Below are 19,977 nucleotides of genomic sequence, written 5' to 3'. Positions count from 1 at the left end.
GTAACAATCGGCCCCTAGCGTCACCCGCATGAGTGGCGTCGGGAAACCCCTGCTCGGGGTCGAGGAGGAGTTCCACGTCGTCGACCTCGAGACGCGGCGTGCCGCGCCCGAGGTCGACGCCCTCCTCCCCCAGCTCGACGGGGCCGAGTTCGCCCGCGAGCTGCAGCGCTCCCTGGTCGAGACGAACACGCCGGTCGTCGCGACCCTCGACGAGCTGGGCGCGCACCTGCGGCGGCTGCGCCGCAAGCTGGAGAGCGTCGCCGAGCCGCACGGGCTGGGGATCGTCGCGGCGGGCACCGTCCCGCTCGTCGACCTGACCGGCGACGACATCTCCGCCGGGGCGCGCTACGAGAAGATGCAGCACGAGTACCAGATGCTCGTGCGGGAGCAGCACATCTGCGGCGCGCAGGTGCACGTCGACGTGCCGGACCGGGACACCGCGGTGCAGGTCGTCCGGCGGGTGGCCCCCTACCTGCACATCCTGCTCGCGTTGTCCGCCAGCTCCCCGTACTGGCGCGGGCACGACACCGGCTACGCGAGCTACCGCAGCATGGTCTGGTCGCGCTGGCCGACGTCCGGGCCGCCGGCGATGGTCGAGACCGCCGCCGAGTACGACGAGATGGTCCGGCAGCTGATCGCCTCGGGCACGATCAGCGACCCCGGGATGCTCTACTTCGACATCCGGCCGAGCGCGCACGTGCCGACCGTCGAGCTGCGGGTCTGCGACGCCTGCACCGAGGTCGACGACGTCGTCCTCATCGCCGGGCTCTTCCGCGCGCTGGTGTGCAAGGCCCGCGAGGACCTCGACGAGGGCCTGCCGGTGCCGACCAGCCGCCAGGAGCTGCTGCGCTCGGCGGGCTGGCGGGCCGCGCGGTCGGGGCTGGAGGGCGACCTCGTCGACCTGGTCGGACCGTCGCTGGTCTCCCCGCCCCTGCTGATCGGGCAGTTCGTGGACATGCTCCGCCCGCAGCTGGAGGAGCTCGGGGACTGGGAGCAGGTCCTCGAGCTGTCCCAGGCCACACTGGAGCGTGGCAGCGGCGCCGCCCGGCAGCGCCGCATGTACGGCCGCCGCGGCCGGCTGACGGACGTCGTCGACGCCCTGGTCGCGAACACGCAGGGCCGGGTGCTCCCGATCGAGCCCCCGGTCGAGGTGCCGCTCGCCCGGGAGCTGCTCGCCGATTACCGGGCGGGGGGCTTCGACGAGGCCGTCAGCACCGCGGGCACCGTGCTGCCCCAGTACGGGTGGATGTTCCGCGTGCTCGAGCGCCTCGGGCCGCGCGGGATGGCCGCCGCGGAGTCCGCGCTGGAGACCGAGCAGCGGGCCCGCGGGGTGACGTTCGGCCCGGAGGACGGCTCGGAGGAGCCCCGGCTCTTCCCGCTGGACCTGGTGCCGCGGATCGTGAGCGCCGAGGACTGGCACGTGCTCGGCGCGGGCCTGGCGCAGCGGGTCCGGGCGTTGGAGCTGTTCGTCCGGGACGTGTACGGCGAGCGCAGGATCGTGCACGACGGCGTCGTCCCGGCCGCCGTGGTCGACGGGGCGCCCGGCCGCAACCGCGGGGGCGAGAGCGTGCCCGCCGACGTCGTCCGGATCGCCGTGGCCGGGATCGACCTGGTCCGCGACGCCCCCGACCACTGGCTCGTGCTCGAGGACAACCTGCGCGTCCCGTCCGGCATCGGCTACTCGATCATGAGCAGGCGGCTGGTCCGGAGCGTGATGAGCGACCTGGAGCCGCCCACGGGCGTCGTCGGGCTGGAGGACGTGCCGGGACGGCTGCGGGCCGCGCTGCTCTCCGCCACCGACTCGGGCACCCCGGGGGCGGACGAGGTCGCGCTGCTGTCGTCCGGCCCGTCGGACTCGGCCTTCTTCGAGCACAAGCTGCTCGCCGACCGGATGGGCGTGCCCGTGGTGACGCCGCGGGACCTGCAGGTCACCGACGAGGGCGTCTACCTCGTCTCCACCGGCGGGAAGCGGCGGCTCTCGGCGCTCTACCGTCGGATGGACGAGAAGGACCTGATGACCTCGCGGGGCGCCGACATGCGCCCGATCGGGCGGGCGCTGGCGAGCGCGGTGTCCCGGGGCCGGGTCGCCCTGCTCAACGCGCTGGGCAACGGCGTGGCCGACGACAAGCTCGTCTACGCCTACGTCCCCGACATGATCACCTACTACCTGGACGAGCCCCCGCTGCTCGACGCCGTGCCCACCTACCCGTGCGTCGACGACGAGCGCCGCGAGGAGGTGCTCGACCGGCTCGACCAGCTCGTCCTCAAGCCCGTCGACGGCTACGGCGGCAGCGGGATCGTGATCGGCCCGCACGCCGAGCGCTCCGAGCTCACCGAGGTCGAGAAGCAGATCCGCGCCGAGCCGGCCCGGTGGGTGGCGCAGGACATGGTGTCGCTGTCCACCCATCCGACCTTCTCCGGGCGGCGGCTCGAACCGCGGGCGGTCGACCTGCGGGCCTTCGTCCTGCAGAGCCAGTACGGCGGCCGGGCGCACCTCGACGTCGTCCCCGCCGCCCTCTCCAGGGTTGCGCCGCCCGGCAGCCTCATCGTCAACTCGTCGCGGGGCGGCGGCGCCAAGGACACCTGGATCCTCCGTTAGTCGGAAGTGGGGAGCAGCCACATGTGCGGTATCGCCGGTGAGATGCGGTTCGACGGCGGCTCGGCCGACCCGGCCGTCGTCGCCCGGATCGTCAAGGCGATGGAGCGGCGCGGCCCGGACGGCACCGGGGTGCACGCGGCCGGACCGGTCGCGCTGGGCCACCGACGCCTGAAGATCATCGACCTGTCCGAGCGGGGCGCCCAGCCGATGGTCGACTCCGCGCTCGGGCTCGCCGTCGTGTTCAACGGCTGCATCTACAACTACCGGGACCTGCGCCGCGAGCTCGAGGCCGCCGGCTACGCGTTCTTCTCCGACTCCGACACCGAGACGGTGCTCAAGGCCTACGCGCACTGGGGCCCGGAGTGCGTGGAGCACTTCTACGGGATGTTCGCGTTCGCGGTGGCCGAGCGGGACAGCGGCCGGCTCGTCCTCGGCCGCGACAGGCTCGGCATCAAGCCGCTGTACCTGACCGAGGGGCCGGGTGTCCTGCGGTTCGCCTCGTCGCTGCCCGCGCTGCTGGAGGCGGGCGGCGTCGACACCTCGATCGACCCGGTGGCGCTGCACCACTACATGACCTTCCACTCCGTGGTCCCGGCGCCGCGGACGATCCTCGCGGGCGTCGGCAAGCTGCCGCCGGCCACCGTCCGCACCTACGAGCCGGACGGACGGCACTCGGACCGCGTGTACTGGCGTCCCGAGCACGACCGGCGCCCGGAGCACGCGGACTGGGGCCCGGGCGAGTGGCGCGAGGCGGTGCTCGACGGGCTGCGCACCGCCGTGCGGCGCCGGATGGTCGCCGACGTGCCGGTCGGCGTGCTGCTCTCGGGCGGGCTGGACTCGTCGCTGATCGTGGCCCTGCTGGCGCAGGAGGGGCAGACGGGGCTGAAGACCTTCTCCGTCGGCTTCCACGCCGCCGGCGGCGAGAAGGGCGACGAGTTCGAGTTCTCCGACATCGTGGCCGAGGAGTTCGCGACCGACCACCAGCAGATCCTGGTCGACCCGGCGCGGATGCTGCCGGCCGTCGACGAGGCGGTCACGGCGATGGCCGAGCCGATGGTCAGCCACGACTGCGTGGCCTTCTACCTGCTCTCCGAGCAGGTGTCGAAGTCCGTGACCGTGGTGCAGTCCGGGCAGGGCGCCGACGAGGTGTTCGCCGGCTACGACTGGTACCCGCCGCTGCGCGAGACCCCGCGCGACCGGGCCGTCGAGGCCTACCAGGCGGTGTTCACCGACCGCCCGCACGCCGAGCTGGCCGACATCCTCGAGCCCGAGTGGCTGCTCGACCACGACCCCAGCCGGGAGTTCCTCGCCGAGCACTTCGGAATGGCGGGTGCGCGCGAGACGTTGGACGCGGCGCTGAGGCTGGACAGCACGATCATGCTCGTGGACGATCCGGTCAAGCGCGTCGACAACATGACGATGGCCTGGGGGCTGGAGGCCCGCGTCCCGTTCCTGGACCACGAGCTCGTCGAGCTGGCGGCGGCGTGCCCACCCGAACTGAAGCTCGCGCACGGCGGCAAGGGCGTCCTCAAGGCGGCGGCCCGCGGCGTCGTCCCGGACGACGTGATCGACCGGCCCAAGGGGTATTTCCCGGTGCCCGCGATCCGTCACCTGGAAGGACCGTTCCTGAAGCGGGTGCGCGACGCCGTGACCGACCCGGTCGCCAAGGCGCGGGGCCTTGTCCGGGGCGACTGGCTCGACCGTATGCTCGCGAATCCGAACGCCCAGCGCACCAACCTCGGATCGAACGCGTTGTGGCAGGTGGCACTGCTGGAGATGTGGTTACAGGAGAGGGGGATCTAGCTCATGAACGTCGGTGTCAACGTCGATAGCTTCACCGACCGGCGGCGCGCCCAGCTGGCCGGTGAGCTGGACGAGCACCTCTTCGCCCCCGCCTACCGCTCCGCGCTGCCCTCCCCCGACGGCACGCTGCTGGCCTGGATCTCCGACCGGGACGGCCGTCCCCGCGCCTACGTGGGTCCGATGCCCGCGGGGGAGGCCCCCGTCGAGCAGCCCGCCGCGCCCCTGGACACCGAGGTGGACCCGGCCGTGGCCTGCGACGTCCGCGTCCTGAGCTGGTGCCCGGACGGCTCCTTCGTGGCCTGCGAGATCGCCCCCGGCGGTGGGGAGCGGACCCGGGTCCTGCTGCTCTCCCCGGACGGCACGGAGCGGCGCGAGATCGCCGCCGGCTCCTCCGCCGTCACGCTCGGGGCCTGGTCCCCGACCGGCCGACAGCTCGGCGTCACCGTCTACTCCGACCGCGCCGCGGGCGGCGACGGCTCCGGCACCGCCAGCCTCGTCGACGTCCGGGACGGCTCCTCGATCGTCCTCGGCTCCGGGCCGGCCGCGGTGGTCTGCGCCGTCAGCCGGGACGGGCGCCGCGCCGTCCTGCGCACCGGGCGCCGGGGCGCCCGCACCCTCGAGCTCATCGACCTGTGGACCGGCCGGCGCACGGACCTGCTCCCCGGGCACGACGCCACCGTGGCCGACGGGCGCTTCGGTGTCACCGGCGCGGTGCTCTACCTGCACACGGACGCGGGCCGGGACCGGCCGGCACTGCTCGCCTGCTCCGTCGGTGACGACGCGTCCGGCGGCGAGGTCTCCCTCGCGTGGGAGGTCGCCTGCAGAGGACACGACGACCTCGACCAGGTCGCCCTCGACCCGGCCGGGGCCCGCGCCGCGCTCGTCTGGAACGTCGACGGCCGCTCCGAGCTCGAGCTCGTCGACCTGCGCACCGGGCTCACCGACCCGGTGCCCGACCACCCCGGCGACGTCGTGACGGGGCTGGCGTTCACGCGCGACGGCCAGGCGCTGCTCGTCGGCAGCGAGGGCCCGGCGGTGCCGCCGCACGTCGCCCGGATCGCGCTCGACGTCCCCCTCGCCGAGCCCACCCCGCTCCTCCCGGACACCTTCGAGCCGCTCGAGCAGCTCGTCGACCCCACCCTGCACGAGTTCCGCGCCGAGGACGGGCTGACCCTGACCGGCTGGCTGTTCCGGCCGCGCGGCGGCTTCGGGGCCGCCCCGACCCTGGTCTGGCTGCACGGCGGGCCGGAGGCGCAGGAGCGCCCGGTCTTCCAGCCGCTGTTCCAGGCGCTGGTCGCCGCGGGCGTGCAGGTCTTCGCGCCCAACGTCCGCGGCTCGGCCGGTTTCGGGCGCATGTTCTCCCAGGCGGACGACCTGGACCGGCGCTTCGTCGCGATCACGGACGTGCGGGCGGCGGTCGGCTTCCTCACCTCGTCCGGCCTCGCCGACCCGGACCGCATCGGCGTGTCCGGGCGCTCCTACGGCGGCTACCTGACCCTCGTCGCGCTCGCCTGGTTCCCGGAGCTGTTCGCGGTGGGCGTCGACGTGTGCGGCATGTCCGACCTGCAGACCTTCTACTCCGACACCGAGCCGTGGATCGCCGCGGCCGCCACCACCAAGTACGGCGACCCGGAGCGGGACTCGGAGATGCTGCGCGCGCTCTCCCCCCTCCACCGCGCCGACCGGATCAGCGCGCCGCTGATGGTGGTGCACGGGGCGTACGACACCAACGTGCCGCTGGGCGAGGCCGAGCAGATCGTCGAGGCGCTGCGGGCCCGCGGGGCCGCCCCGAACTTCCTGCTGTTCGACGACGAGGGCCACGAGACCCACGCCGTCGCCAACCGTGCGGAGTTCACCGCCGAGGTGGTGCGGTGGGTGACGGGGCACCTGACGGAGCCCGCCTCCCGGACCGCGTGAGTGCCCGCGCCCGCCCCGCGAGCCTGCTGATCATCGCGAGGGGGACAGGAGCGCTGCCGGACGAGCCGCGGCGTGCCCCTCGAAGGGATCATGGCTGCGCGCAGGCTCTGTTCGAGATCGGTCCGGGCGGGACGGGAGCGCCGGCCCTACGGCCGTCCTGTGACGCTCGGAGTGAGCGTGCGGGACCGGTCAGGCGCGGGAGAAGGACTGGATGAGCTGGTTGCCGTCGCTGCCCGTGCCGACCCGGAAGGTGTAGGGCTCGCTGCTGGTCGAGCCGTCGTCGCGGGTGAAGACGATCGTCCCCGAGACCTGGCCGTCGCCCGTGGACCGGGCGTTCTGGATCTCCACCTCGCGCATCCCGCCGTAGAAGCGGCGGAAGCCGTCGATACCGCCCGAGGCCGCCTGCGCCTGCGAGCCGAGCAGGGCGAAGGCCGCGTCGGGGTTGTCCGGCAGGAGGCTGTAGTAGCGCTGCACGAAGGACACCGCGTCCGTGTCCGAGGCCTGCGAGGTCGAGGGGGTGGTGGTCGGCGTGGTCGTGCGCGGGGTCGTCGTGGTAGGCGCGGCGGTCCGGGTCGCCGACGGCGTGGTCGTGGGCGCGGCCACGGGCGGCGGCGTCGCCCCGCTCTGACCCCCGTCGTCGGCCGCGCGGATCGCGCCGATCGCGACGCCCGTGCCCACGACGAGCAGCACGAGCGCGGCGATGACGAACGGCAGCATCCGCCGCCCGCGCGACTTCCCGCCGGCCGGCGGTCGCTCGGAGCCCGGCGGCACGACGACCGGCGGGGCCGGCATTTCCGTCAGAGTGCGCGGGCCGGGCTTGGGCGCGGCGGGCTGCGACGACGGCATCACCCGGGTGGTGACCGGCGCGGTGACCGTCGGCCCCGACGGCGAGGCGCCACCCGCGATCGCGGCGAGCGCGTCCCGGGCCTGGGCGGCGGTGGGCCGGTCCATGGGTTCGTTGGCCAGCAGACGCATCAGCAGGGCCGTGAGCGGGCCCGCGTGCTCCGGCGGGCGGACGGCGCCGGTGGCGACCTTGTGCAGCAGGGCGTAGGCGTTGTCGTCGAGCCCGAAGGGCGGCTCGCCCTCCACCGCGGCGTAGAGCGTGGCGCCGAGCGCGAAGACGTCCGACGCCGAGCTGGGTTCCTGCCCGCGTGCCACCTCCGGCGCCAGGAAGGCCGGGGTGCCGGCGATCATGCCGGTCCGGGTGAGCTGGACGTCGTCGACCGCGCGGGACACACCGAAGTCCGTGATCTTGGCGCGGCCGTCCTCGGCGATCAGGACGTTGCCTGGCTTGATGTCGCGGTGCACCACGCCCGCCGCGTGCGCGGCCGCGAGCCCGTCGGCGACCTGACGGCCGATCGCCGCGACCTCGCGCGGCTCCATCGGGCCCTTCTCCCCCAGCACCACGGCGAGCGAGCGCGACGGGAGGTACTCCATGACCAGCCAGGGCCGGTCGTCGTGCACGACGACGTCGAACATGCTGATCACGTGCGCGTGCTGCAGCCGCGCACCGATCCGGCCCTCGCGCAGCAGCCGCTGGCGGGACTCCTCGGCCGCGTCGGCCCCGTTCCCGCTGACCGGGGCGGCCGCCGCGATCAGCTCCTTGACCGCGACGGTCCGGTTCAGCAGCTCGTCGGTCCCCCGCCACACCGCACCCATCGCCCCGACACCGATGCGTTCCTCGAGCCGATAGCGGTTCCCGATACGCGGGGCGTCGGGCTCGGGCGGGGTCATGACCGTCAAGGGTAGGCACTCCGCGCGCGCGGGGTGCCGGGAGGTCGGGTCAGCCGGGTCTTCCCCGCCAGGGTGACACGTGACGACGGGTGATCACCCGGCGGGTCGGCGCGGCCGGCGCAGGACCCCGGGTCGCAGATCACCGCGGGAGGCCGAGCTTGCGCGCGCACGCGGGCCAGGAGCCGTACCCGCCGCGCTGGTCCCGGACCTTCTCGGCGATCTCGATCTGCTGCTCCTTGGTCGCCTGGTCGGCGCGCGGGGCGTACTTGGTGCCGCCGAAGTCGGACCAGGTGGCGGAGTCGAACTGAAGACCGCCGTAGTAGCCGTTGCCGGTGTTGACGGCCCAGTTCCCGGAGGACTCGCACTGGGCCAGCCCGTCCCAGGTCGAGGAGCCGCCCCCGGTGGGCTTCGCGGGCTCGGCGCCCTTCTCCGGCTCGGCCGGCTTCTCGGGCGCGGCGGGATGTTCGGGCTTCGGCTTCTCGGGCTCCGCGGGCTTCTCCGGCCCGGCAGGCTTTTCGGGTTCGGCGGGCTTCGCGGAATCGCCGGGCTCCCCGCGCACGACCGGCTCGTCGGGCTTCCCGGACTCGGAGGGCTTCCCGTGCCCGGACGACCCACGGGGCTTCTCGCGCTCGCCGGACGTGCCTCGCTCGTCGGTGCGCCCACGCTCGTCGGTGCGCCCACGCTCGTCGGTGCGCCCACGCTCGTCGGTCCAGCGCGGACTTCCGGTGTTTCCGCGCTCGTCGGTGTTTCCGCGCTCGTCCGGACCCCGGCGCTCGTCGGCGGACTCGCGCTCGTCGGGGGACTCGGACCGACCGGGCGGTTCGGACCCGTCGGCGGCCTCGTCCTGAGTGGTCCCGGCGAGGGTCGCGGAGCCGGGGTCCTCGAGGACCTCGGTGCCGGGTGCGCCGTAGCCCGCGGCCTCGTCGTCGAGCACGAGGACCCAGTCCCGCTCGTCGCCGGTCCCGGCGGGGGCCTCGAAGGCGGCCACGCCGGTCGCGTCGACGGGCTCCTCGACCTCCAGGACCTCCCCCGTGCGCGGGTCGACCCAGGAGGCGAGGACCCGCTCCGCGGTGAGCATGTCGAGGTCCACGGTGACGTCCTCGCCCTCGGGCGTGTACGCGACCAGGAAGGAGCCGTCCTCGGCGAGGGCGGCGGAGACACGCGCCCCACCCGCGGACCCGGTGCCGGCGAGCGCCTCGTCGGCCGGCTGCAGCAGCCGGTAGGGCCGCGACTCCAGCACCCGCTTCAGCACGCCGAGCTGGGCGCCGCCGTCGGTGTCCACCGCGTCGTCCCAGCCGGGGGCGAAGTCGGAGACGGTGGAGTCGGCGTAGGTCGCCCCGCTCGCCCCGCCGAGCGCCCCGCGCCAGGCCTCCGCCCGGACGTCGTGGGCCGTCGTGGTGCCGCCCGTTCCGCTCGTGCCGGCGCACTCCTCGCCCTCGGCGGGCGGGGTCGCGTCGAGCAGCGGCTTCCCGCTCCCGGCCGCCGCAGCCCGCGCATCGGCCCGCGAGGCGGAGGAGGCGCAGCTGCCGCTCGCCGCGGACGTGACGTCCGGCAAGGCGGATTCGGAGTCCCCCGCGGTGTTCGTGACGTCCTCCGCGGCGTCGGGCGCCTCGTCCACCTCGGCGCCCGCGGCACCCGCGGCGTCGGTCTCCGTATCGGTAGCCACGGAGCCCCCGCCCGACGAGCCACCAGCTGCAGCGGAGCCGGCGTGGCCCGACCGTCCCTCACCTCCCGACCCCCGCGGCAGGTGCGCGACCGGCGCGTCGCTCCCGCCCTCCCGCAACCCCTCGACCAGCTCCGCCCAGATCCCCTCGTGTCCGCCCTCGTCGTCGCCGCCCGTGAGCCAGACGACCGACGCCTCGCCGTACCGCGCGCCGAGGAAGCTCCCGTACTCCCGCGCGTTGCGTTCCGTGACCAGGCTGCCGGCGAGCCCGTCGCTCCACACCGGCGCCAGCGCGAGGGTGATCCCCTCGGCCGCGGCGGACCGGACCAGCCCGTCGACGTGCTCCCAGTAGGCCTCCGTCGGCGCGCCGAGGTGCCCGGCGAAGGCCGCGTTCCCCTCCCGGTCCCGCGTCGCGCCGGGCCGCACCAGCGCCGTGCGCACCACCGTGAAGCCCTGGTCGGCGCGGGTGCCGAGGTAGTCGGCGGCCTCGTCGCCGTCGAGCGCGGTGACGAGCCCCCAGGCCGTGTCGGCGAGCCAGTAGAAGGGGGTGCCGTCGGGCCGGGAGAACCACCGCCCGTCCACCCGGACACCGCCCTCCGGCGCCTCCCGCGCCACGGCCGCGACGAGCACGCCCGCCAGCACGCAGACCACCGCCAGCGCCGCACCCAGCGCCCGTCCGTAACCGCCCACGGGCGGCACGCTCGCAGCGCGACCGGCCCGCCCGGGGCGGAACGGATCAACCGGTCACGATCGTGAACGCGCGGCACCGCCACCCAGGTGATCTCGGGCATCGTTTCATGCCGAAATGGAGGCCGCGGGAGCAGAATGAACGCGTCCGAGGACTGCGGCGGAGGGAACGGCGATGAAGATTGCGGACATCCTCGACGCGAAGGGCCGGACCGTGCACACGATCCTGCCGTGGGCGACGGTCGCGGACGCCGTGGCCCGGCTCGAGCGTCTGGGGGTCGGCGCCCTGGTGGTGTGCGACGGGGACCACCGGATGGTCGGGATCGTGTCCGAGCGGGACCTGATCCGGGAGCTCGCACACCGGGGTCCGGACCTGCTCGACCTGCGGGTCGACGAGGTCATGACCACGAAGGTCGCCACCTCGCGGCTCGAGGAGCCGATCGCGAGCGCCATGGCCCGGATGACCCGCGACCGCTACCGGCACCTGCCCGTGCTCGACGGCGGACGGCTCGTCGGCATGGTCTCGATCGGCGACCTCGTCAAGGCGCGGCTGCGCGACATGGAGCTCGAGACGGGCGTCCTGCGCGACATGTTCATCGCGGCCCACTGATTCTCCGTCGAAATACCCGAACGGCACTTCCGCGCGATCTTCGCGCAGAAGTGCCGTTCGAGCGGAAAGGGATCAGTAGTCGAAGTCGGGGTCCTCGGTGCGGGTCCGCTTCAGCTCGAAGAAGTGCGGCCAGCCGGCCAGCAGCCGGGCGCCGTCGAAGACCTTCCCGGCCTCCTCGCCGTGCGGCACCTTGCTGATCACGGGGCCGAAGAAGGCGACGTCGTTGACGTGGATGACGGGCGTGCCGACATCCATGCCCACCGGGTCCATGCCCGCGTGGTGGCTCGCCTTCAGCTTCTCGTCGTACTCGGTCGAGGAGGCGGCCTCGGCCAGTGAGGCGGGCAGGTCCAGCTCGGCCAGCGCCTCCTTGACGACCACGTCGAAGTCCTTGTTGCCCTGGTCGTGGATGCGCTCGCCCATCGCCGTGTACAGCTGGCGCAGGACCTCGGGGCCCTTCAGCTCGGCCGCGGCGACGCACACGCGCACCGGGCCCCAGCCCTTCTCCATGAGCGACTGGTACTGCTCCGGCAGGTCACGGCCGGAGTTGAGCAGCGACAGGCTCATCACGTGGAAGTTCAGCTCGATGTCGCGGACCTTCTCGACCTCGAGGATCCACCGCGAGGTGAGCCACGCCCACGGACACAGCGGGTCGAACCAGAGATCGACCTTCGTCTTGTCCGTCTCGGTGCTGGTCATGGGCACTCCGTTCGTCCGGGGAGGGACTCTTCCGCTCCGCACAACCCGAAGGGTCAACGCGCTGTTCCCGGTTACCCCGCGGCGAGCGGCGCAATGACGGGGCGACCATCCCGCTCCCGTGATTGGATGCCCCAGAAGCGAACCCCTCCGGAAGGACCGCGCCCAGCTCATGGCCCCGCCCAACCTGACCCGGACCGACGCCGAGCGCCGGGCCGCCCTGCTCGACGTCACCGGCTACGTCGTCGACCTCGACCTCACCGACGGCCGCGGCGGACCGGGCGAGAAGACCTTCGCCACCACGACCACGGTCCGGTTCACCTGCACCGAGCCGGGCGCGGACAGCTGGATCGACTTCGTCGGCGAGTCGGTCGGGTCCGCCACGCTGAACGGCACGCCACTCGACGTCTCCGGCTACCGGGAGGACGACGGTATCGCGCTGCCCGGGCTGGCCGCGGAGAACGAGCTGACCGTGGTGGCCACCGGCGTCTACATGAACACCGGCGAGGGCCTGCACCGTTTCGTCGACCCGGTCGACGGCGGCGTCTACCTCTACTCGCAGTTCGAGACCGCGGACTGCAAGCGCCTCTTCGCCTGCTTCGACCAGCCCGACCTCAAGGCCCGCTACACGCTCACCGTCACGGCGCCGGCGGACTGGAAGGTCGTGTCCAACGCCGTCGCCACCACGGAGGAGGCCGGCCCGGCCACCGTCCACCGTTTCGCCGAGTCCGAGATCATGTCGACCTACCTGGTCGCGCTGATCGCCGGCCCGTACGCGTCCTGGCACGAGGAGCACGACGGGATCCCCCTGGGGATCTACTGCCGCGCGAGCCTGGCCCCGCACATGGACCACGAGCGGATCTTCACCGAGACGAAGCAGGGCTTCGACTTCTACCACCGCAACTTCGGGATCCGGTACCCGTTCGGCAAGTACGACCAGCTCTTCGTCCCGGAGTTCAACGCGGGTGCGATGGAGAACGCCGGCGCGGTCACCTTCCTCGAGGACTACGTTTTCCGGTCCCGGGTCACCCGCAGCCTCTACGAGCGGCGTGCCGAGACGATCCTGCACGAGATGGCGCACATGTGGTTCGGCGACCTCGTGACCATGCGCTGGTGGGACGACCTGTGGCTCAACGAGTCGTTCGCCACCTGGGCCTCGGTGCTCTGCCAGGCCGAGGCCACCGAGTACACCGAGGCCTGGACGACCTTCGCCAACGTCGAGAAGTCCTGGGCGTACCGGCAGGACCAGCTGCCGTCCACGCACCCGATCGCCGCGGACATCCCGGACCTGCAGGCCGTCGAGGTGAACTTCGACGGGATCACCTACGCCAAGGGCGCGTCGGTGCTCAAGCAGCTCGTGGCGTACGTCGGGCTCGAGCCGTTCATGGCCGGCCTGCGCGCGTACTTCGAGGCCCACAAGTGGGGCAACGCCACGTTCGACGACCTGCTGGGCGCGCTGGAGCAGGCCTCCGGCCGGGACCTCTCGGACTGGGGCGCGCAGTGGCTGCGCACCACCGGGCTCAACCTGCTGCGCCCGCAGTTCGACCTCGACGACGAGGGCCGCTTCACCTCCTTCGAGGTCGTGCAGGGCGGTGCCCGGCCGGGTGCCGGCGAGCTGCGGACCCACCGGGTGGCCGTCGGCGTGTACGACGACGACGCCGAGGGCCGGCTGGTGCGGACCCACCGGGTCGAGGTCGACGTCACCGGCGAGCGGACACCCGTCGAGGAGCTGGTCGGTGTGCCGCGCGGGAAGCTGGTGCTGGTCAACGACGACGACCTCACCTACTGCGCGCTGCGGCTCGACCCGGGCTCGCTGACCACGCTGATCGACCGGATCGGCGACATCGCCGAGCCGCTGCCGCGCACGCTGTGCTGGTCGGCGGCCTGGGAGATGACCCGCGAGGCCGAGCTCAAGGCCCGCGACTTCACCACGCTGGTGTCCGGCGGGTTCGCGCACGAGACCGAGATCGGCGTGCTGCAGCGGCTCCTGCTGCAGGTCCAGACCGCCGTGGCGTCGTACGCAGACGAGACCTGGGCCGCCGAGACCGGGTGGCCGATGCTCACCTCGGCCCTGGTCGCCGGGCTCGATGCCGCCGAGGCCGGCTCGGACACCCAGCTCGCCCTGGTGAACTCCCTGAGCGGGTCCGTGCTGCCGGACCCCGTCCTGGACCGCTTCGCGGCCTGGCTCTCGGACCGGGAGGTCCCGGCCGGCCTGAAGGTCGACACGGACCTGCGCTGGCGGCTGCTGCACGCCCTCGTGGCGCACGGCAGGGCCGGCGAGGAGGCGATCGAGGCCGAGCACCGGCGCGACCCCACCGCGGCCGGCGAGCGGCAGGCCGAGCGCGCCCGCGCGCTGGTTCCCACCGCCGAGGCGAAGGCCCGGGCGTGGGACCGCGCCGTGCACGACGACGAGCTGCCCAACGCCGTCAACGAGGCGATCATCGGGGGCTTCTCGCACCCGGCGCAGCGCGGGCTGCTGGCGCCGTACGTGGAGAAGTACTTCGCCGAGGTCGCGGACGTGTGGGCGCGGCGGACGTCGGAGCGGGCGCAGAGCGTGGTGCTCGGGCTGTTCCCCTCCTGGGCGGTGGAGAAGTCCACGGTCGACGCCGCCGACGCCTGGCTGGCCGACGAGAGCCACCCGCCGGCACTGCGCCGGCTGGTCTCCGAGGGCCGGGCCGGGATCGTCCGCGCCCTGGCCGCGCGGGAGTTCGACCGCAGCTGACCCGCACCGTGGATCCCTGACGCGCCCGGGCACCCGCTCCGGGCGCGCAGGGAGCCACCGCGGTCGTGATCTCGCTCCGTCGCAGGGTCGACGACACCGAGCGAGAAGGTTGCTCGGCGTTCGGGTGAATGTCGACTGCTCCTCCTGGCACTGTCATACTCCGCACCTCACCGAGGGTGATCCGCGCTCCCCCGTCTGCGGGCGCCCCCGACCCGCCGGAGTCCGCGCATGCGCCTGCAGTCCGTGCTCTACCCCGTCGTGCTGGCGTTCCTCGTCCTCGTCGCCGCGTGCGGCAACCCGAGCACCGACCGGGCCGCGCTGGTCAGCACCGGTCCGGCGACCGCCGAGCCCGCCCCCGAGCCCGTGGCGATGCCGGTGCCCGGCGCCCCGTCCGTGCTGCAGGCCGCCCTCGACGCCAGCCGCAACCTGCCGGAACCGACGCCCGCCCCGTCGGCCGCGGCCGGTCCCACGCGCGGCGGTGCCGGTGGAAGCGGTGGCGGCGCCACGGGACCCGCGGGTCGTAGCGTGACCACCGAGGTGACCTTCTACGGCGCCTACGACAACGATCCCCCCGGTAGCGCCGCGATCGCCTACCCGGTGAAGCACTCCGAGGCCGGGGGCCGGGGCACCTACGCCGACCCGATCACCTTCGCCGCCGATCCGGACTACATGGCCGTCGGCACCCTCGTCTACTACGCGCCGCTGAGGAAGTACTTCGTCATGGAGGACCTCTGCGCGCCCTGCCGGGACGAGTACCAGGCGAACGGGCACCCGCACATCGACTTCTACACGGGCGGTTTCGACAGCGGCGTGACGGCGTGCCAGTCGGCGCTCACCCCGTCCGGCCAGGTCGCGGTGGAGGTCTCGCCGCCGCCGGGCCGCGCGGTCGACACCACACCGCTCTACTCGAACGGGCGTTGCCTCTCGGGTTGATCACCAGGAACGGTGGGGATCATGACGAGCGCAGGTTCGCCCGCCCCTCCGGCCCTGCCCGAGCACCTGCGCCGGCCCGCCGCCGTCGCGGTCGGCCTCGCCACGGTCGTGTTCGCGCTGCTCGGCACCCGCTACGCCGGGGAGAGCGGTCACGGTCGGTTGGACGGGCACGCCGAGAACCTGGTCGACTCGCTGACCTCCACCCACGTGTGGGTCCTGCAGCGGCTCAGCGAGCTCGGCTCTCCGCCGCTGGTGGTGGTCACGGCCTTCGCGCTCTGCGGGCTCTGCCTGGCGCTGGGCCGCCGCCGGCTCGCCGTCGTCGCGCTCGTGGGGCCGGGACTCACCGGCGTCGCGACGACCTTCCTCAAGCCCGCGATCGGGCGGACGATGGAGTTCGGCGGCTTCGCCTACCCCAGCGGCCACACCGGCGGCGCGACGTCGACCGCCCTGGTCGCCGCGCTGCTGCTGGTCAGCCTGGTCCGGCCCGGTCGGAGCACGGGCATCGCGCTGATCGTGACGATCGCGCTCGTGGTCGGCGGCACGATCGGCACGGCGATGGTGGCGACCGGCGCCCACTACCCGACGGACGCCGTGGGCGGCTTCTGCGCGGCCGTGGCGTTCGTGCTGGGCACGGCCCTGCTGCTGGAGGCCGTCGCCGCGTGGTGGCACGGCCGCACCGGGCCGCGCGGTTGACTCCGGAGACGACGAGGGCCCGCCGGGAAGGCGGGCCCTCGGTGGTTCGTGTCGTCAGCGGCGCCGCAGGCGGCTGAGCAGCCCCTTCTTCTTCCCGCCGCCGTCGGCCGGGGTGTAGTGGCCGCAGACGGCGGCCCCGCAGGCGCCGCAGTCGTCCCCGGGCCGGTAGTGCTCGTGCGCCTCGGCCTCGTGCCCGCAGACGCACACACCCGCCGGCGCGGGGGCCTGCGGCGGCGGCGCGACCGGCGGCGCGGCCGGGGCGCCGGCCTCCGTACCGGTGCGCTGGGCGGGCACCGCGACCGCGGGCGCCGCGGGATCGTCCACCGCCGGCAGCCCCGTGGGCGGGGTCAGCACCGACGAGGAGGATCCCTGCACACCACGCGTCGTGGTCCGGTTGCGCGGACGGGCGTTGTCCGACTCACCCATTCGGGATCCCACCTTTCTTCCGACCGGCCTCGGGGGCCGGATGGGGCACAGTATGCAACCGGGCAACCCCCCAGGGCCATCACCAGGAGAGGTGAGACGCCCGACGGTGTGCGTGGTTGCCCTACCGCGCGACGGGGTCGGTGGCCGGTCGGTTCACGTCGACGGCCGGAAGGACGATGGTCGCGGCGCAGCCGCGCGGGCCGTCCACCGTCCGCAGGGACAGGGACCCTCCCTGACCCTCCACGAGTTCCCTGCTGATGTGGAGCCCCAATCCGGAACCTCCGGCGCGGGCGTCGCGTACACCCCGTCCGAGAACCTCGCGCTCCTTCCCCGGGGGAAGGCCCGGCCCGCGGTCCCTGACCTCGATTACCACCTCGTCGTCCTTGGAAAACGCCGTCACCGACACGGGGGTTCCCGGGGCGTGCCGTTCACAGTTGGCCAACAGGTTCGTGACGATCTGGGCCGCGACGGCCGGGTCGCCCGAGGCAGCCAGCCCCTCGGCCACCTCGAGGCGCACCTCCCGGCCGCGCGCCCGCTGCAACGCCACGAGGCCCGCGAGCATCGGCTCGACCTCGTAGGAGGCGGCCGGGTCGGCCGGCCCGCCGAGGTCCTCCTCCAGCTCCAGCGGGTCCGACGATCGCTCGAGGATCGTGTGCAGGCGGCCGAGCTCGGCGAGCACCGCGCTGCGCAGCCGCTCGTGGTCCGGCCCCTCGCCCTCGGCGGAGAGCAGGTGGGTGATGCCGGCGAGCCCGGCCAGGCCGTTGCGCAGCTCGTGGTTGCGCTCGGCGGTGTGCGCGGCGGCGCGTTCCATGTGCAGCGCGGCGGCGGCGAGCTCCTCCTGCTGCTCGAAGTTCTCCTCCTGCAGCGACCGCAGGCCGCGCTGGACCAGCTGCAGCAGGCCGACCAGCAGCACGGTCATGCCGACGAGCCGCAGCGCCGGGAACACGAGGTCCGGCACGGGCGGGCTCATCGGGCCGGCCAGCCGGTAGAGCTGCGCGCCGGCCAGGATGACCAGGCCGAGCCCGACCCGCAGCCGGGTGGTGCGCTGCCGGCGCACGGCGTCGATCACCGCCAGGACCGCGGCGCCGACCCATCCGATCACGACGACCACCGCGGTGACCGGCCCCGCGACCAGGCGCGTGGCCGGACCGAGGTCGGGCACGACGAACAGCGCCAGCACGGCGAGGACCGCGCCGCCGAGCATGATGACCCAGCCGCCCCAGGTCCCGAGGCGGCGCGGCGAGCGCAGGGCGAAGACCAGCAGCACGAGCGCGGTGGTGTAGGCGAGGAGTCGCGAGACCTGGATCGCCGAGGAGGCCGAGCCCGCCGGCGCCGACACGCCCCACGGCAGCACGACCAGGCAGTACAGGACCAGCGCGGCGGCCAGCCACGCCAACCGGGCCTCGGACAGCAGCCGCGAGGCCACCAGCGCCAGGATCGCGGCCGACGCGCCGATGCCCGCGCAGACCAGGGTGAGGATGTCCGAGGCCGTCTCCCGGTGGAGCCACTCGAGGACCCGCGGGCTGCCGGCCAGCACGACGACCCCGGCGCACAGCGCCAGCAACGCCCCCACGTCGACGGCCAGGCGTGAGGTGAAGCGGGCGCGCCGTAGCCGCCCCACCGCACTCGTGACACCCGTCGCCATGACGCCGAGGACCCCCTCCCCGGGCGCGCCCCGGGCGCGCCGTTCATCCATCTTAGGGATGCGGGGACCCCGGTACGCGGCGGACGATGGACCTCAGCCGAACGGTCGTCAGGCGTTCGCCCGACCCGGCATGCCCGCGCCGACCTGCGACGAGGGGTGGATCAGGACCCGGTCGCCCGCCGGTAGAGGGCCACGGCCTCGAGCTGCGAGCTCACCTCGAGCTTGGTGAGCACCGCGCGGATCTGCGTCCGCACGGTCGCCAGGGACACCACGAAGTGGTCCGCCACGGCCTGGGCACGTTTGCCGCGGGCCAGTTCGGCCAGCACCTCCCGCTCCCGCTGGGTCAGCCGGCCGAGCTTCTCGGCGAGCTCCCGGCGCTCCGACTGTCTGCGGCGGTAGAGGTCGATGAACTTGCGCCGCCGGTCCTCGGACATCACCGGCCGGCCCGCGGCCGCCTCGCGGACCGCCGCGAGCAGGGTGGGGAAGGGCGCGTTCTTCGGCACCCAGGCCAGGGCACCGGCGTCGAGCGCCGAGCCGACGCGGGCCGGGTCGGCGCTCCCGGAGAGGACGAGGACCTGCCAGCCCGCGCCCAGCAGCGGGCCGACCAGCTCCACGCCGTCGATCCGGTTGCCCTCGGCGTCACGGCCCAGGTCGAGGTCGAGCAGCACGAGTCCGGGCCCGATCCTGGCGGCCTCGGCGAGGATCCCGCGCTCGGCCGCCGGTCGGATGCGGGAGGCGTCGATTCCCTCGGAGCGCAGGCTGAGCACGAGCGAGGTCGCGACGAGCTCGTGGTCGTCCACGACCACGACGGGCGTGCCGACATCCGGGGGCCTGCGCCCGGCGTCGTGCCGTGTCGGTTCGCTCATGGAGTACGACGGTGGCCTTCGCTGTGGGTCCGACGGACGGTCCTGGGACTGCACCGGATCGCCCGTCGGGTACCGGTGCCCGACCGGGGCGTGGGTGAATCCGTACGCCTTGCCCACATGATTGCACCATATGGCTGACGAACCCCACCCATCACGCACGATTGCGTGATGGCGGTGTGGCACGGCCCGCTCCCGGGCCGCGCCGCGCGTCCCGCCTCGGGGTCGTCTCAGCGGCGCGGGCCGGCCTGGTCCGCGAGCATGCGCAGCCCGCTGAGCAGTCCACCCAGCAGGTCGCCCTCCTTGAACGAGGCCACCATGCTCATCACGGCGAGCTTGGCGCCGCGGTCCGGCAGGCGCAGCCGCGCCTCGGACCCGGTGATGACCTCGACGACCCGCTGGCCAGGGCTGACCGCGACCAGCACGGACTCCGGGGCCCGCTCGAGCGAGGCGTGCAGCTCGGCCGCGCGGACCTCGGTCTTCTCCCCGAGGTCGCCCAGGTAGATCGCGAACAGCAGGCCGGTCTCGCGGCTGGCGAGGGTCAGCGCCTCGTCGAGCCGGGACAGCTGCGGGGTGGTGAAGGGGACGCCGGCGGAGGGGTCCACCTCGGTGAAGACCTCGGCGGCCGACACCCGGCCGGAGGCGGTGACGACCGTGCCCTCGGGCAGGTCGTCCGGGTCGATCGTGGCGACGGCACCGTGGCCGTGCCCGCCGTGCTCACCAGTGGCCACGGGCACCTCCGGTCGTCGCGGCCCCGTCGGCCGGCTCGATGTGCTCGGTGTGGGCGGGCAGGTGCGCCCCCTCGGGGTTCGCCGTCCACAGCACGGGCTCGTAGGCCCACTTCTCTCCGGTGCGGTACTTCGGCCGCTTCGCGGTCTTCGGGGCGATCGTCAGCAGGGCGACGACCACGTAGATGACCAGAGGCGGAACCACGAAGGCCAGCACCGTCTGCACCACGCTCACGGACGCACAACTTAGTCCATGGGTCG

At 73.8% G+C, this 19,977-nt stretch carries 15 protein-coding genes; 7 read left to right on the top strand and 8 right to left on the bottom strand.

All coding sequences use genetic code 11. From position 1 onward, the window contains the following. Nucleotides 1–28 precede the first annotated feature (28 nt). Genes ACFQH9_RS06795 through ACFQH9_RS06785 form a run of 3 tightly spaced genes read left to right on the top strand, consistent with a single transcriptional unit; the run spans nucleotide 29 to nucleotide 6,319 of the window. The gene (locus ACFQH9_RS06795; protein ID WP_379565039.1) at nucleotides 29–2,599 is read left to right on the top strand and encodes a glutamate--cysteine ligase; all 2,571 of its coding nucleotides are present in this window, start codon (nucleotides 29–31) and stop codon (nucleotides 2,597–2,599) included. Between the two features lie 21 nt (nucleotides 2,600–2,620). Next, nucleotides 2,621–4,402 carry an N-acetylglutaminylglutamine amidotransferase gene (locus ACFQH9_RS06790; RefSeq protein ID WP_379565038.1) on the top strand — a complete coding sequence of 594 codons (1,782 nt, stop codon included), beginning with the start codon at nucleotides 2,621–2,623 and terminating at the stop codon, nucleotides 4,400–4,402. A gap of 3 nt (nucleotides 4,403–4,405) precedes the next feature. Then, a complete protein-coding gene (locus ACFQH9_RS06785) occupies nucleotides 4,406–6,319 on the top strand; it encodes a prolyl oligopeptidase family serine peptidase (protein WP_379565037.1) in 1,914 nt (637 codons plus the stop codon). A gap of 189 nt (nucleotides 6,320–6,508) precedes the next feature. Here the strand turns inward: ACFQH9_RS06785 and ACFQH9_RS06780 are convergent, their stop codons facing one another. Both ACFQH9_RS06780 and ACFQH9_RS06775 read right to left on the bottom strand, forming a co-directional pair. After that, nucleotides 6,509–8,053, bottom strand: a complete 1,545-nt coding sequence (locus ACFQH9_RS06780; protein WP_379565036.1) for a serine/threonine-protein kinase — start codon at nucleotides 8,051–8,053, stop codon at nucleotides 6,509–6,511. Between the two features lie 139 nt (nucleotides 8,054–8,192). Next, complete coding sequence (locus ACFQH9_RS06775) at nucleotides 8,193–10,406, bottom strand: apiosidase-like domain-containing protein (protein ID WP_379565035.1); 2,214 nt, start codon at nucleotides 10,404–10,406, stop codon at nucleotides 8,193–8,195. 172 nt (nucleotides 10,407–10,578) lie between these two features. On the opposite strand from ACFQH9_RS06775, the gene ACFQH9_RS06770 reads away from it, so the two are divergent. Further along, nucleotides 10,579–11,013: a CBS domain-containing protein gene (locus tag ACFQH9_RS06770; RefSeq protein ID WP_379565034.1), complete on the top strand. Its 435-nt coding sequence runs from the start codon at nucleotides 10,579–10,581 to the stop codon at nucleotides 11,011–11,013. Between the two features lie 72 nt (nucleotides 11,014–11,085). Here the strand turns inward: ACFQH9_RS06770 and ACFQH9_RS06765 are convergent, their stop codons facing one another. Further along, nucleotides 11,086–11,709: a mycothiol-dependent nitroreductase Rv2466c family protein gene (locus tag ACFQH9_RS06765; RefSeq protein ID WP_379565033.1), complete on the bottom strand. Its 624-nt coding sequence runs from the start codon at nucleotides 11,707–11,709 to the stop codon at nucleotides 11,086–11,088. 169 nt (nucleotides 11,710–11,878) lie between these two features. Here ACFQH9_RS06765 and pepN point away from each other — a divergent pair, with 169 nt between their 5' ends. From pepN to ACFQH9_RS06750, 3 genes are all read left to right on the top strand, one after another. Next, on the top strand, nucleotides 11,879–14,428 hold the full coding sequence (gene pepN, locus ACFQH9_RS06760; RefSeq protein ID WP_379565032.1) for an aminopeptidase N: 2,550 nt from the start codon (nucleotides 11,879–11,881) through the stop codon (nucleotides 14,426–14,428). Nucleotides 14,429–14,656: 228 nt separating this feature from the next. Further along, nucleotides 14,657–15,361 carry a hypothetical protein gene (locus ACFQH9_RS06755; RefSeq protein ID WP_379565031.1) on the top strand — a complete coding sequence of 235 codons (705 nt, stop codon included), beginning with the start codon at nucleotides 14,657–14,659 and terminating at the stop codon, nucleotides 15,359–15,361. Between the two features lie 21 nt (nucleotides 15,362–15,382). Beyond that, a complete protein-coding gene (locus ACFQH9_RS06750; protein ID WP_379565030.1) occupies nucleotides 15,383–16,054 on the top strand; it encodes a phosphatase PAP2 family protein in 672 nt (223 codons plus the stop codon). A 54-nt stretch (nucleotides 16,055–16,108) separates the two neighbouring features. On the opposite strand, the gene ACFQH9_RS06745 is transcribed toward ACFQH9_RS06750, so the two are convergent. The 5 genes from ACFQH9_RS06745 to ctaJ form a co-directional block, all read right to left on the bottom strand. Further along, a complete protein-coding gene (locus tag ACFQH9_RS06745; protein WP_379565029.1) occupies nucleotides 16,109–16,480 on the bottom strand; it encodes a hypothetical protein in 372 nt (123 codons plus the stop codon). 121 nt (nucleotides 16,481–16,601) lie between these two features. Continuing rightward, complete coding sequence (locus tag ACFQH9_RS06740; RefSeq protein WP_379565028.1) at nucleotides 16,602–18,176, bottom strand: sensor histidine kinase; 1,575 nt, start codon at nucleotides 18,174–18,176, stop codon at nucleotides 16,602–16,604. A gap of 110 nt (nucleotides 18,177–18,286) precedes the next feature. Beyond that, nucleotides 18,287–18,991, bottom strand: a complete 705-nt coding sequence (locus ACFQH9_RS06735; protein ID WP_379565027.1) for a LuxR C-terminal-related transcriptional regulator — start codon at nucleotides 18,989–18,991, stop codon at nucleotides 18,287–18,289. A gap of 227 nt (nucleotides 18,992–19,218) precedes the next feature. Then, the gene (locus ACFQH9_RS06730; RefSeq protein ID WP_379565026.1) at nucleotides 19,219–19,719 is read right to left on the bottom strand and encodes a DUF5130 family protein; all 501 of its coding nucleotides are present in this window, start codon (nucleotides 19,717–19,719) and stop codon (nucleotides 19,219–19,221) included. After that, the gene (gene ctaJ, locus ACFQH9_RS06725) at nucleotides 19,706–19,951 is read right to left on the bottom strand and encodes an aa3-type cytochrome oxidase subunit CtaJ (RefSeq protein WP_379565025.1); all 246 of its coding nucleotides are present in this window, start codon (nucleotides 19,949–19,951) and stop codon (nucleotides 19,706–19,708) included. The genes ACFQH9_RS06730 and ctaJ overlap by 14 nt, the downstream gene beginning before the upstream one ends. Nucleotides 19,952–19,977: the final 26 nt, after the last annotated feature.

Source organism: Pseudonocardia lutea (genome assembly GCF_042658055.1).
Classification (GTDB): domain Bacteria; phylum Actinomycetota; class Actinomycetes; order Mycobacteriales; family Pseudonocardiaceae; genus Pseudonocardia; species Pseudonocardia lutea.
This window is presented reverse-complemented; position numbering and strand designations above follow the sequence as displayed.

Excerpts from the sequence above, each read along its gene's own strand:
- ACFQH9_RS06795 (WP_379565039.1), top strand. The coding sequence starts at position 29 with ATGAGTGGCGTCGGGAAACCCCTGCTCGGGGTCGAGGAGGAGTTCCAC.
- ACFQH9_RS06790 (WP_379565038.1), top strand. The coding sequence starts at position 2,621 with ATGTGCGGTATCGCCGGTGAGATGCGGTTCGACGGCGGCTCGGCCGAC.
- ACFQH9_RS06785 (WP_379565037.1), top strand. The coding sequence starts at position 4,406 with ATGAACGTCGGTGTCAACGTCGATAGCTTCACCGACCGGCGGCGCGCC.
- ACFQH9_RS06780 (WP_379565036.1), bottom strand. The coding sequence starts at position 8,053 with ATGACCCCGCCCGAGCCCGACGCCCCGCGTATCGGGAACCGCTATCGG.
- ACFQH9_RS06770 (WP_379565034.1), top strand. The coding sequence starts at position 10,579 with ATGAAGATTGCGGACATCCTCGACGCGAAGGGCCGGACCGTGCACACG.
- ACFQH9_RS06765 (WP_379565033.1), bottom strand. The coding sequence starts at position 11,709 with ATGACCAGCACCGAGACGGACAAGACGAAGGTCGATCTCTGGTTCGAC.
- pepN (WP_379565032.1), top strand. The coding sequence starts at position 11,879 with ATGGCCCCGCCCAACCTGACCCGGACCGACGCCGAGCGCCGGGCCGCC.
- ACFQH9_RS06755 (WP_379565031.1), top strand. The coding sequence starts at position 14,657 with ATGCGCCTGCAGTCCGTGCTCTACCCCGTCGTGCTGGCGTTCCTCGTC.
- ACFQH9_RS06750 (WP_379565030.1), top strand. The coding sequence starts at position 15,383 with ATGACGAGCGCAGGTTCGCCCGCCCCTCCGGCCCTGCCCGAGCACCTG.
- ACFQH9_RS06745 (WP_379565029.1), bottom strand. The coding sequence starts at position 16,480 with ATGGGTGAGTCGGACAACGCCCGTCCGCGCAACCGGACCACGACGCGT.
- ACFQH9_RS06740 (WP_379565028.1), bottom strand. The coding sequence starts at position 18,176 with ATGGATGAACGGCGCGCCCGGGGCGCGCCCGGGGAGGGGGTCCTCGGC.
- ACFQH9_RS06735 (WP_379565027.1), bottom strand. The coding sequence starts at position 18,991 with ATGAGCGAACCGACACGGCACGACGCCGGGCGCAGGCCCCCGGATGTC.